Source organism: Thermoactinospora rubra, assembly GCF_002093975.1.
GTDB classification, from domain to species: Bacteria; Actinomycetota; Actinomycetes; order Streptosporangiales; family Streptosporangiaceae; genus Nonomuraea; species Nonomuraea rubra_A.
Window position 1 is genome coordinate 117583 of sequence record NZ_MSZZ01000011.1, and the last position, 12654, is coordinate 130236.

Sequence of the window (12654 nt, forward strand, 5' to 3'; positions counted from 1 at the left end):
GGGGCCGCCGTCTTCCCTCGTCGTGGCGAGGACGCTTCGCGTCCTCACCACTCCTCAGTCCAGACGACGGCACTCCCTCACCGTGCCGTCCTTCGCTCTTCGATGGGCTCCATCACCAACAACGCCGACCCGGGGGCACGTCTGTGCCACCGGGCCGGCGTCGTGGAAGCTAAGCCTTCTTGCCGAACCGCTTCTCGAAGCGCGCCACGCGGCCGCCGGTGTCGAGGATCTTCTGCTTGCCGGTGTAGAAGGGGTGGCAGGCCGAGCACACGTCGGCGTGGATCACGCCGTTCTTCGCGGTGCTGCGCGTGGTGAAGGAGTTGCCACAGGCACAGGTGACCTGCGTCACGTGGTACTCGGGGTGGATGTCCTTCTTCATGGATGTCCTTTCGAGATGCGGTCGCCGGGTCGCTCGACGGGCGGGAACCGGTACCGCGACGGTTCAGCTACCAGTGTGCCAGATCGTTGAACCACTCCAGGCCAGGACACATTCCCGGGCTTTCATGATCTGGACGGGTCACTTGCGTCACAATAGGCTCGCCAAACCGCACCATTCCCCTCATCCGCACATAAAGGAACCCCACATGGTCCAGAGGCTTCGGTCTCGGCTCGCCGCCCTCGCCGGAGCGGCGGTCTTCGTGAGCGGCGCGGGCCTCGTCGCCGCCGCGGCCGCGTCCATGCCCGCGCTGAGCGCCGCGGTCGACCCGATCGAGCTCGATCTCGGCTCCTCCGACCTGGTCGTCCCCCTGGAGAAGGACAACGAGGTCGCGTTCACCATCAAGATCAACTCCCCTTACAAGGCCAACGACGATCTGGCCGGAGTCTCCGCATCACTCCAGAAACCGGGCGAGACCACGCAGACGAGCATCCCGCTCTCTCCCACCACTGTGCCGCCCAAGCCGACGCCGTATCCCACGCCGTCGGCGTCTCCCACAGCGACGATCACTCCCAGCCTCCCCGGCTACCTGACGTTCACGGGCTCCTTCAAGATCACGAAGGCCGACAAGGCGGGCGTCTGGAAGCTGAACGTCACCGCGTTCCGCGTCGACACCGAGGACAGGAAGACCTTCGACCTGCAGGTCGACGACAAGACCTCGGCCGTCTCCGGCGGCGTCTCCCCCGCCCAGGTGCAGCTCAAGACCGGCACCGACGTCCCCGTCCGCGTCTTCGCCACCGTCAAGAACGCCAAGAACGTCTACGCCGACCTCAACCACGCCGACGGCTCGATGAACATCCGCGTCCCGCTCTACAAGGAGAGCGACGGCGTCTACCGCTACACCGCCTACATGGCCGACGACACGGTGCCGGGCAGCTGGTACCTCGTCATCCACGCCGAGCGGAACAGCGAGAAGATCGAAGCCCGCGGCATGGACTTCACCGTCCTGGCCCCCAAGGGCGGCGTCGCCCCCAAGGCCAAGTCGCGCGTGACGATCAAGGCCCCGGCCAAGGTCAAGGGCGGCAAGGCCTTCAAGGTGTACGGCAAGGCCTACCGCGGCACCAAGGGCTACGGCGGCAAGGTCCTGGAGCTGTACTTCAAGAAGAAGGGCGGCAAGTCCTTCGTCTTCTACGGCTTCGCCAAGACCACCTCCACCGGCGTGTGGGCCAAGAAGGTCAAGCAGAAGGCCGACGGCTACTGGAAGGTCGTCGTGCCGGGCACCAGCAAGACCAAGAAGTCCTCGGCCACCGACTTCGTCGACGTCAGGTGAGCCGCGTGCTCGCCGTGCCCAGGTAGGCCAGGACGGCGAGCACCCGGCGGTGATCGTCGGGGGCCGGTTCGAGGTGAAGTTTCTGGAAAATTCCGGAAATGTGTTTCTCGACGGCCCCCTCGGTCACCGCCAGCCGCGCGGCGATCGCCGCATTGGACCGCCCCTCGGCCATCAGCGCCAGCACCTCCCGCTCCCGGGGCGACAGCGAGTCCAGCGGAGCGCCCCGCCGCTGCCTGCTCAGCAGCTGCGCGACCACCTCGGGGTCGATCACCGTACGGCCGGCCGCCACCTGGCGCACCGCGTCGAGGAAGTCGGCCACGTCCGCCACCCGCTCCTTCAGCAGGTAGCCCATCGCCGGCCCGAGCAGCTCGCCCGCGTAGCGCTCCTCCACGTACTGCGAGAGCACCAGCACCGGGAAACCCGGCCGGGCGGCCCGCACCTCCAGCGCCGCCCGCAGCCCCTCGTCGGTGTGCGTGGGCGGCATGCGCACGTCCACGATCGCCAGGTCCGCGCCGGTCGACTCGATCGCCGGGAGCAGCGAGGCGCCGTCGCCCACGGTCGCGGCCGTCTCGATGCCGTCGTCGGCCAGCAGCCGGGCCACGCCCTCGCGCAGCAGCACGGAGTCCTCGGCGATGACCACCCGCATGGTCACCACTCGTAGGGCAGCTCGGCACGCAGCAGCGTGGGACCGCCCACGGGGCTGTGCAGGATGAGGATCCCGTCGATGGTGGCCGCGCGGTCGGCCAGGCCCGCCAGCCCGCCGCCGGGCCGTACCTCCGCGCCGCCCACCCCGTCGTCGTAGACCTCGACCACTACCTGGCGGCCCTCCTTGACGACCCGCACGGAGCCCTCGCGCGCCTGCGAGTACTTGGCCATGTTGGTCAGCCCCTCGGCGACGATGAAGTAGGCGATGCTCTCCACGGCGGCGGGCGGGCGCTCGGGCAGGTCGACCGAGACGTCGACGCGGACGGGCGAGCGGGCGGCCAGCGCCGACAGGGCGGCGTCCAGGCCGCGTTCGGTGAGGATGGCGGGGTGGATGCCCCTGGCCAGGTCGCGCAGCTCGGCGATGGCGGCCTTGGCGCCGCTGTGGGCCTGCGCGATGAGCCGACGCGCCGCCTCCGGGTCGGTGTCGAGCTTGGCCTGCGCGCGCCCGAGGTCCACCGCCACGGCCAGGAGCCGCTGCTGGGCGCCGTCGTGCAGGTCCCGTTCGATCCGGCGGCGCTCCATCTCCGCGGCGTCCACCCCGCGGGCGCGGCTGGCGCGCAGCCGGGCCGCCTCCTTGCCGTCGAGGGCACCGCCGAGCAGCAGCGTCGCGAGGGAGCCGTGCAACCAGGCCATCCCGCGTACGGCGTGCAGCGTCACCACGAGCATGACGACTCCGGCCAGGCAGCAGGCCAGCGCCTCCGGCCAGCCGTCGACCAGGCCCAGGACCCGGATCTCGGCGCCGGCGCCGTACAGCAGCGGGGCGCCGATCAGCCCCAGCGTCAGCGCCCACAGCACCACCGAGGCGGTGAACTCCACCAGGCTCAGCGGGAACAGCAGCAGCAGATAGCCCAGGTCGCGCCACGTCGCCGGGTCGGTGAACAGCCACTTGAGGAAGCCCCGCGGCGGCCGGGGGCGGTAGGGGTCGGCGATCCGCACGCCGAGCGCCAGCCCGAGCAGCCGCCGCTCCAGCATCGCCCCGCCCCGCCACAGCAGCATCGTGGCCAGCAGCAGCGGCACCCCGACCCACACGATCACCGTCGACAGCGACACGGACACCCCGACGGACAGGACCACGAACCAGCCGAGGCCGAAGGCGAGGCTCAGCAGCAGGTACGGCGCCGCCCGCCAGGCCGTGGGGTCCGCGATGACGCCCAGCGGTCCCGCGAGTCTCTTCTCCACCACCCTTCCAGCGTGCCCGGCGTGGGCGGCGCGGTGAATGGAGCGACCATGTGTCTCGGAGGTAGGGATACCCCCACCCCCGCGCGAAAAGGGGCGGCGCCGGCGTGCCTGAAGTGCGGCGACGTCGGCGCCTCGCGCGAAAGGGCCGGTCCGCCTCGGACCGGAGGCGGCGCACGCTCTGCCCATGCGAAAGCGGCGCCCCGGGACCTGGTCCCGGGGCGCCGTGCCGTACCGCTGGAGGAAACTAGTCGCGGTCGTTGCTCACCGTGGTCTTCTGGACCTGGAGCAGGAACTCGGCGTTGGACTTGGTCTCCTTCATCTTCTCCAGGAGCAGCTCCAGCGCCTGCTGCATCTCCAGGGCGTGCAGCACCCGGCGCAGCTTCCAGACGATCTGCAGCTCCTCCTTGGCCATGAGGATCTCCTCCTTGCGCGTGCCCGACGCATCGACGTCGACCGCGGGGAAGATGCGCTTGTCGGCCAGGGAGCGGTTGAGCCGCAGCTCCATGTTGCCGGTGCCCTTGAACTCCTCGAAGATGACCTCGTCCATCTTGGACCCGGTCTCCACCAGCGCGGTGGCGAGGATGGTCAGCGAGCCGCCGTTCTCGATGTTGCGCGCGGCGCCGAAGAACCTCTTCGGCGGGTACAGCGCCGTCGAGTCGACACCGCCGGACAGGATGCGGCCGGAGGCCGGGGCGGCCAGGTTGTAGGCGCGGCCCAGGCGGGTGATGGAGTCGAGCAGCACGACCACGTCGTGGCCCAGCTCCACCAGGCGCTTGGCGCGCTCGATGGCCAGCTCGGCGACCGTGGTGTGGTCCTCGGCCGGGCGGTCGAAGGTCGAGTGGATGACCTCGCCCTTGACCGACCGCTGCATGTCGGTGACCTCTTCCGGCCGCTCGTCCACGAGCACGACCATCAGGTGGCACTCGGGGTTGTTGCGGGTGATCGCGTTGGCGATCGCCTGCAGCACCATCGTCTTGCCGGCCTTGGGCGGGGAGACGATGAGGCCGCGCTGGCCCTTGCCGATGGGCGCCACGAGGTCGATGATCCTCGTGGTCAGGATGTTGGGCTCGGTCTCCAGGCGCAGGCGCTCCTGCGGGTACAGCGGCGTCAGCTTGTTGAAGTCGGGCCGGTTGCGGGCCTGCTCCGGGTCCATGCCGTTGACGGTGTCGAGGCGGACCAGGGCGTTGAACTTCTCGCGGCGCTCGCCGTCGCGCGGCTGGCGGACGGCGCCGGTGACGACGTCACCCTTTCGCAGACCGTGGCGGCGGATCTGCGCGAGCGAGACGTACACGTCGTTGGCGCCGGGCAGGTAGCCGCTCGTGCGCACGAACGCATAGTTGTCGAGGATGTCGAGGATGCCGGCGATCGGGATGAGGACGTCGTCCTCGGAGATGACCGGCTCGTTGCTGTCGAAGCGGTCGCGGCCACGGCCACGGTTGCGCTCGCGGAAGCGGCCGCGGCGGCCACGGCCGCCGCGCTCGTCCTCCTCCACGGCGACGCCCTGCTGGGCGGCGGGCTGCTGCTGCCGCTCGCCGAAGCCGCGCTGCTGGTCGGCGGCCTGCGGCTGCTGGCGCTCGGCTCCGCGCTGCTGCTGGTCGCCCCGCTCGGCGCGATCGGTCCGCTCGCCGCGCTCGCGGCGGTTGCGACGCTCGCGGCGGCTCTCGCCACGGTCGCGGGACTCACCCTGGGCGAGGTCGGACGGCTGCTGCTCGACGACCGGCGGCGCCTCCGCCACGGGGGCGGGCGCGGGCTCGGCGGCGACGGGCTCGGCGGGAGCCGCGGCGGGAGCGGCGGCGGGCTCGGCCGCGACCGCGGCGGGCGTCGCCTCCTCGCTCTTGGCGCGGGACCGTTCCCGGCGGCTGCGGGTGGGCCGCTCGGCGGGCTCGGCCGCCGGGGCGGCGGGCGCCTCGGCGGGCGCTGGGGCCCCTTCACCCGTCTTCTCCTGGATCGCGGCGATGAGCTGGCTCTTGCGCATCCGGCCGGTCCCGCTGATGCCGAGCTCGGCAGCCATCTTCTGCAGCTCGGGCAGCACCATGGCGGACAGGCCGGTGCCGGAGCGACGCGCGCGAGGCTTGGCCGCGGCGCGGGTGGGGGTGTCGCCGGACGCGCTTGCGTCGGAGAGGAGTTCGGTGGTGTCGCTCAACTAAAGGTCCTTCCCAGGGGTCGGGCGCCGGCTGCTGTCACCGGTCGTCCCGGAGGTGCTGCCGATCCGGCAGGACAAACCGGGTCGGGGTGCACATCTGTGATCTTCGGTCACCGCTGCGGATGACCGCCACTTGTGGGGAGGGGCTTGTCCACGCGCGCCGCAGGACGAAGCGCGTGATGGAAAACCCCCCAGATTTGCTGTCGCCAGATGGTTCGAACCGTGCAGCCCCGTCGTCGCCGCCTCGTGTCGGGCCAACCGGGTGTGGGCCGATCGGAGGCGACGTGTTCCGGGGAGACAGCCGTGCCGCTCACGCCTCGCGACGTGAAGCATGATGCAGCGATGGCCGGCTGACAAGCACGCACCCGTCATGGGGGCATCTGGTGCGGCTATCAGCCTAACATCACCAGCGCACACGGCTATTCCCTGGAGGTCGAAAGAATTTAGCGTGTCTCGGGGAACCGAACGCTCGCACCATCTGGGTCGACGTCCAAATGCTGGATGTGCCAGTCATTACCCACTTCGGGCGCGATCAAATCCTGCGTTTCCGGCATGGAAAAGGCAAGAACGGTCGGGCCCGCGCCGGAGACGACGGCGGCCACGCCCTTGGCACGCAGCCGCCCGACGAGGTCGGCCGTCTGCGGCATGGCCGGCGCGCGGTAGGTCTGGTGGAGCCGGTCCTCGGTCGCCGCGAGCAGCAGCCCCGCCTCCGGACGCTGGGTCAGCGCCGCGACGAGCAGGGCGGACCGGCCGGCGTTGAACGACGCGTCCTTGTGGGGCACGTCCTTCGGCAGCAGCCCTCGCGCCGTCTCCGTCGACAGGCGGAACGCGGGGACGAGGACCACCGGCCGCACCCGAGGGTCCGGCGCCAGCTTCACCATACGCGGCGCGCCGGAGTGGTCGCTCCACGCGACGGTCAGCCCGCCGGCCAGGCAGGGGGCGACGTTGTCGGGATGCCCCTCCATCTCGGTGGCCAGGGCGAACACCTCGTCATCCGACAGCTCGCGTGTTCGCTGAGAGCCGAGCGCCGCCTCGGCGTGCGGGCCGTCCGGATGCGGCAGGGCCGCGTACGGCTGCCGCGCCAACGCCCCGGCCGCCAGCAGACCGGCGCAGATGGCCGCCGAAGAGGAGCCCAGGCCGCGGGCGTGCGGGATCGCGTTCCTGCAGTGCAGCCTGATCCCCGCCGGCTGCGGGGCGCCCATCCGGGCGAAGGCCGCGCGCATCGCCTCGACGATGAGGTGCCCCTCCCCCAGGTCCAGCTCGCCGGCCCCCTCGCCGTCCACGGTCACCTTGACGACCCGCTGACCGCTCTGGGGAGTGAAGAGCTCGGCCTCCACCTCGTCGTACAGGCCCAGGGCCAGGCCGAGGGCGTCGAAGCCCGGACCCAGGTTCGCCGACGTGGCCGGGACGCGCACGACGACCCTGCTGGTGGTCATTCGTCTCCTTCTTCGGTGCTGGGCGGCGATGTCACGCCAGCGACAGGGCCGACGCGGCGGCGTGCACGTCGATGGGGACGGTCACCGGGGCCGGGGCGCCGGAGATGGCCCAGTCGGGGTCCTTGAGCCCGTTGCCGGTCACCGTGCACACGATGCGCTGACCCGCCTGGAGGAGCCCCCGCGAGTGGGCCTGCAGCAGCCCGGCGACGCTCGCGGCCGAGGCGAGCTCGACGAACACGCCCTCCTCCTGGGCCAGCAGCTTGTAGGCGGCGGCGATCTGCCGGTCGGTCACCGAGTCGATGAGCCCGCCGGACTCGTCCCGGGCCGCCTCGGCGAGCTTCCAGGAGGCCGGGTTGCCGATGCGGATGGCGGTGGCGATGGTGTGCGGGTGGGTGACGGGCGCGCCCTTGACGATGGGCGCCGCGCCGGAGGCCTGGAAGCCGAACATGCGCGGGGTCCGCGCGGCCAGCTTGTCGGCGTGGTACTCCTTGTAGCCCATCCAGTACGCCGAGATGTTGCCCGCGTTGCCGACCGGGATGCAGTGGATGTCGGGCGCGTCGCCGAGCGCGTCGACGATCTCGAAGGCGGCCGTCTTCTGCCCCTGCAGGCGGAACGGGTTGACCGAGTTCACCAGCGCGATCGGGTAGTTCTCCGACAGCTTGCGCGTCATCTCCAGGCAGTCGTCGAAGGAGCCCTCGACCTGCAGCAGCGTGGCCCCGTGGACCAGGGCCTGGGCGAGCTTGCCCATCGCGATCTTGCCGCGCGGCACCAGCACCGCGCAGGTCAGCCCGGCGCGCACGGCGTAGGCGGCGGCCGAGGCGGAGGTGTTGCCGGTCGAGGCGCAGATGACCGCCTTGGCGCCCTCCTCCAGGGCCTTGCTGATGGCCACGGTCATGCCGCGGTCCTTGAAGCTGCCGGTGGGGTTGGCCCCCTCGACCTTGAGATACACCTCGCACCCGGTGAGCTTCGAGACGCGCTTGGCGGGGACCAGCGGCGTGCCGCCCTCCAGGAGCGTGACCACGGGGGTCTTCGCGGTGACCGGAAGCCTGTCTCGGTACTCCTCGATGAGGCCCCGCCATGCCCTGGCCATGATCGTCTCCTAGGATGCTACCTGCGGTGTTGGGCACCGAGTGTAGGCCCATCGGCCGCGGTCCGAGACGGACGGTCCACAGCTCGGACATTCCCTCCCACAGCCATCCCTCAGGCAACGCCCAGCAACTACCGCTAAGGTCTGCGCAGGGGGTCATCACCATGCTGCTGCGGCAGAACGACTATTCGCCTCTGACACCGCCCCGCCTGGGGGCGTGGACGCCGAGCCTGCCGGTGAGCGTCGTCATCCCGGCCAGGAACGCGCCGCATCTGGACCTGGTGCTGGCGGCGCTGGCGGCCCAGACCTACCCGGCGCACCTGCTGGAGGTGCTGGTGGTCGACGACGGCGGCGATCCGCCGCCGCGGCTGCCGGAGATCCGCCCGGCCAACACGCGCATCGTGCCGGCCGGGCCCGGCTGGGGCATCTCCTGCGCGGTCAACGCCGGGGTACGGCAGGCCGACGGCGAGATCATCCAGCGGCTCGACGCGGACATGGTGGCCTGCCGCGAGCACATCGAGGCGCTGGCCCGCTGGCACCACGTGGCCGACTACGTGGTGGGGATCGGCATGAAGAAGTTCGTCGAGCCGCCCGCGCTGACGCCCGCGCGGGTGCGCGCGGCCGGGAGCCTCGGCGAGCTGTTCGACCTGGAGTCGGCGGTGCCCAGCTCGACCGAGGCCACCATCGCCAAGACCGACGGCCTGCGCAGGAGCCGCAACCCCTACCACGTGTGCACGGGCCCCACGGTCTCGCTGCGGCGCGAGGTCTTCCACGCGGTGGGCGGCCTGGATCCGGCCGTGCTGCGCGGCGAGGACACCGAGTTCGCCTACCGGCTGGCCATGCACGGCGTGGTGTTCGTCCCCGATCCGCAGGCCCAGGCCGTCCACCTGGGGCTGCCCGCGCAGCACCGCGACAGGGACCGCGCGGTGCGGGCGGTCGAGCCGTACCTGGCCCACCGGGTGCCGCTGCGCCGCGACCTGCGCAAGGAGCGCGGGCGCAGCTGGCTGGTGCCGTACATCGAGATCGTCTACGAGGTCGCGGGCGTCCCGGCCGAGACGGTACGGCAGGCGGTGTCGGCCGCGCTCGACGGCAAGCTGCACGACGTGGTGGTCACGCTGGTCGGGCCGTGGTCGAAGCTCGGCGAGGAGCGGCGCCCGGTGCTGGACGACCCCGACTTCGAGCTGCGCCGGCTGCGCGACCTCTACCTGCACGACCAGCGGGTGAGGCTGATCGACGAGGCGGCGCCGACGCCCGCGCCCATCCCCTTCCGCTACCGGGGCCCGGTGGAGGTGCCGCTGCACCGGGTGACGCTGGAGCGCATGGTCGAGACGATCCAGGAGGACCTGAGCGGCGTGCTGGTCGTGGAGCTGCCCGAGGGGCGCGCGGCCCGGCTGGAGCGCACCTCGGCGCTGGGCCGGGCGCTGCTGCTGGGCTCCACCGATCTCGACGCCGACCTCGACGGCACGATCGAGGCCACGCACGGCGTCCGCCACGCCTCCCCCGACCGCTACTGGCCTCCCGCCTCCCCGCCGAAACAGCCCGCCAAGCCCCGGGAGCCGCAGCCGGCGGTCCGCATCGCCGAGCCCGCCCCGGGCCTGCTGGGCCGCCTGCGCTCCGCCCTGCGCCAGAACTGACCGGGGTCACGGCTGCTCGAAGTACTCCCGCTGCACGTCGTGGTGGAATCCGTGCGGCATGGCGACGGATGCTAACCGTGGACGCCCCGGCGGATCATCTGCTTCACCGAGGCGGCCACGCCGCGCCAGCTCGGCCGCCGCAGGGCGCCCAGCTCGCGCCGTAAGGCGCCGACCTCGCGCCGCAGGTCCACGCTCTTGCGCCGCCACTGCGCGGCCTCCTCGCGCCACCGGGCGACCTGGCCGCGCAGGCGCTCGACCTCGGCGGCCAGGCGCGCCGCCTCGGCCTCGGCCTGGACGCGGGCGCGGTAGGCGCTGCGGCGGCCGGTGGGCGGGGCGGCCTCGCGGGCCCAGCCGTACTCCTGGCCCTCGACCCAGCACACCCCGAACACGTCGTCCACGACGTCCTCCAGCGCCTCGCCGGGGCGGGCCAGCAGCGCGGCGCGGGCGAAGGCGGCCGTGCGCTCCAGCCGGGCGGCCACGACGGGCGACTCCTCCAGCAGGACGGCGACCATGCCGAGCTCCTGGCCGCGGGCCAGGTCGAGCAGCCGCGCCAGGGTGTCCTCGCCGGGGATCCACCCGGCCGGCACCCGCAGCACGTACGGCACCGCCGGGTCCGCCTCCTCGGTGGCCGCCAGCCGTACCCGGCCCTCGTGCGCGTAGTGCCCGCGCAGCAGCACCAGGTCCAGCCCGGGGTCGCGCAGCGGCGCGCGGCGCTCGCGCGCCAGGCTCTCCCACGGCCCCGCCAGCACCACCGACACGTCCGGCACGGTCCCCGCCAGCAGCGCGTCGACCGTGGCGCGGGTCTCCTCGTAGCCCCCGGCCCGCACGACGGCCGTCACGTACGGCACCTTCCACTGCCGCGCCGGATGCGAGCGCAGCCACCGGTACGTCGGGATGCGGTCGGCCACGAACGCATGGCTGACCCGGTCGATGGGCGCCTTGTCGCGCATGCGCATGGTCGACCCGAGGTGGTAGGCGCGGGCCGACGGCTCGGGGACGAAGACCGCGCCCGCCTGGGCCAGGCGGTAGCCCATCTCGGTGTCCTGGCCGAGGATGAGCTCCTCGTCCATCGGCCCGGCGGCCCGCAGCAGCGCGGCGTTGACGGACGTCGCGCCGCCCACGTGGATGCTGAAGGGCCGCTCGGTCCTGCCGGTCAGCCCGTCGGTGCGGTCCAGCAGGTCGACGATCCACCCGTGGGGCTCGGCGGGCTCGAAGGCGGCCTCCAGGTCCTCCGGCAGCTCGGCGGGCACCGGGGCGGAGGTGAAGCGGATGGTGCCGGTCACCGACAGGTACGGCGCGGCGTGGTGCCAGCGCATGTGCGCCTCGACGGCGCCGGGGGTGAGGACGACGTCGGAGTCGAGCCAGTGGATCACGTCGCCGGTGGCCGCCGCCAGCCCGGCGTTGCGCGCGTTGGCCCGGCCCGGCGCCGGGCACCGCACGAGCCTGACCCACGGCGGCACGCGCAGCGGCGGCTCGCTGCCGTTGTCGACGACGATCACCTCGGTCAGCGAGGCGGGGTAGGTCTGCCGGGACAGCGCCGCCAGGACCAGGTCGAGCTTGTCCTGCGCGCCGTAGGCGGGGATGACGACGCTGACCCTGAGCGTGGGCGTCCAGTCGCCGCGGGGCGGCCGGAGGGTGCGGTAGTCGTTGGCCCGCACGCGGTCTGGCGGCCGATTCGGCGACCGGTCGGGCTCTGCGTGCTCCAGCAGCCGGCTGGGCCGGAAGCCGTGCCACTGGTTGGCCTGCACGCGCAGGAAGTGCGCCAGCGGCAGCCGCCAGGTGTGCTCCTCCGCCGCCGCCCGCCGCAGCACGTAGCCGAGCCCGTGGGTGCGGTAGATCCGCGCGCCCGCCTCGCTCGCCGCCTGGAGGAAGTGCCTGTCCACCGCCCTGGGCAGGGCCGGGAAGCCGCCGAGCTCGCGCAGCCGGTCGCGCGCCAGCAGGATCGTGCCGCCCGCCACGTGGTCGGCCCACACCTCGCTGGGGTAGGAGGCGCCGCTGGCGAAGCGGACCCGCCGGATCGTGGTGTCCAGCCGCTCCAGGTAGAAGAACTCCGCCGTGGTGCCCACGATGTCCGCGCCGGTGGCGCGCATGGCCCTGATCAGGTCGGCCAGGTGCTCGGGGCCGTACCAATCGTCGTCGTCCCACTTGGTCACGTAGTCGCCGGCGGCCCGCTCGGCCGCCAGGTTGAGCACCTCGCCGAAGGGCAGCTCGGCGGGCGCCTCCACCCAGGTCACCGGTAAGGGCGCGGCGCGGGAGTCCAGGGTCACGCCGTGCAGCGCGACGACGGCCTCGACCTCGACGTGCCTCTGGCGGGCCATCTGCGCCAGCGCGGAGGCGACCAGGTGGGGGCGGACCGTGGCCATCACCACGCTGACCCTGGGCCGGCCGGTCGGCGGCGCGGCCAGGCGGCGCAGCCGTACGCTGTGCTCCTCGCGGCGCAGGTCGGCGACGCAGCGCAGGGTGCCGTCCGGCTCGCACGCGAGCCAGGAGCGGTCGGTGAGCAGGGCGGCCAGGTCGGCGGGTACCCAGGCGGGCGCGGTCTCGGCGGTCAGCGGCACGCCCGCGGCGGCCAGGCTCAGGACCTCCGCCAAGGGCGCGGGCTCGGCGGGCCACTCGACCTCCAGGCCGCGCAGCGCCCGCAGCTCCGCCGGGTCGGGCGCCCGCCCGTCGACCCGCCATCCGCCGGGCGTCCAGCGCAGGGCCGCCATGCCCTTCTCCGGCGTGCGGACGAAGCCAACAGGCGCGGTCATGGGGGGTGAGCTCC

The 12654-nt window shown here is 72.7% G+C and carries 9 protein-coding genes; 2 read left to right on the forward strand and 7 right to left on the reverse strand.

The features are described from left to right. Window positions 1-169: 169 nt before the first annotated feature. Window positions 170-379 (reverse strand): 50S ribosomal protein L31, encoded by a 210-nt coding sequence (gene rpmE / locus BSB02_RS20730; protein ID WP_084960835.1) that lies wholly within the window; start codon window positions 377-379, stop codon window positions 170-172. A 205-nt stretch (window positions 380-584) separates the two neighbouring features. Here rpmE and BSB02_RS20735 point away from each other — a divergent pair, with 205 nt between their 5' ends. After that, complete coding sequence (locus tag BSB02_RS20735; protein WP_084960837.1) at window positions 585-1706, forward strand: hypothetical protein; 1122 nt, start codon at window positions 585-587, stop codon at window positions 1704-1706. Here the strand turns inward: BSB02_RS20735 and BSB02_RS20740 are convergent. From BSB02_RS20740 to thrC, 5 genes are all read right to left on the reverse strand, one after another. Then, window positions 1699-2352 carry a response regulator transcription factor gene (locus BSB02_RS20740; RefSeq protein WP_084960838.1) on the reverse strand — a complete coding sequence of 218 codons (654 nt, stop codon included), beginning with the start codon at window positions 2350-2352 and terminating at the stop codon, window positions 1699-1701. The two genes, BSB02_RS20735 and BSB02_RS20740, sit on opposite strands and share 8 nt — an antisense overlap. 2 nt (window positions 2353-2354) lie before the next feature. Continuing rightward, the gene (locus tag BSB02_RS20745; RefSeq protein WP_240506549.1) at window positions 2355-3593 is read right to left on the reverse strand and encodes a sensor histidine kinase; all 1239 of its coding nucleotides are present in this window, start codon (window positions 3591-3593) and stop codon (window positions 2355-2357) included. A gap of 241 nt (window positions 3594-3834) precedes the next feature. Beyond that, window positions 3835-5733, reverse strand: a complete 1899-nt coding sequence (rho, locus tag BSB02_RS20750) for a transcription termination factor Rho (protein WP_084960843.1) — start codon at window positions 5731-5733, stop codon at window positions 3835-3837. Between the two features lie 443 nt (window positions 5734-6176). Next, window positions 6177-7169, reverse strand: a complete 993-nt coding sequence (locus tag BSB02_RS20755) for a homoserine kinase (RefSeq protein WP_084960845.1) — start codon at window positions 7167-7169, stop codon at window positions 6177-6179. A gap of 31 nt (window positions 7170-7200) precedes the next feature. Further along, complete coding sequence (gene thrC / locus BSB02_RS20760) at window positions 7201-8259, reverse strand: threonine synthase (RefSeq protein ID WP_084960847.1); 1059 nt, start codon at window positions 8257-8259, stop codon at window positions 7201-7203. Between the two features lie 161 nt (window positions 8260-8420). On the opposite strand from thrC, the gene BSB02_RS20765 reads away from it, so the two are divergent. Continuing rightward, window positions 8421-9890 carry a glycosyltransferase gene (locus BSB02_RS20765; RefSeq protein ID WP_084960849.1) on the forward strand — a complete coding sequence of 490 codons (1470 nt, stop codon included), beginning with the start codon at window positions 8421-8423 and terminating at the stop codon, window positions 9888-9890. Between the two features lie 71 nt (window positions 9891-9961). Here BSB02_RS20765 and BSB02_RS42370 read toward each other — a convergent pair whose 3' ends face one another. After that, complete coding sequence (locus BSB02_RS42370; protein WP_240506550.1) at window positions 9962-12640, reverse strand: glycosyltransferase; 2679 nt, start codon at window positions 12638-12640, stop codon at window positions 9962-9964. Window positions 12641-12654: the final 14 nt, after the last annotated feature.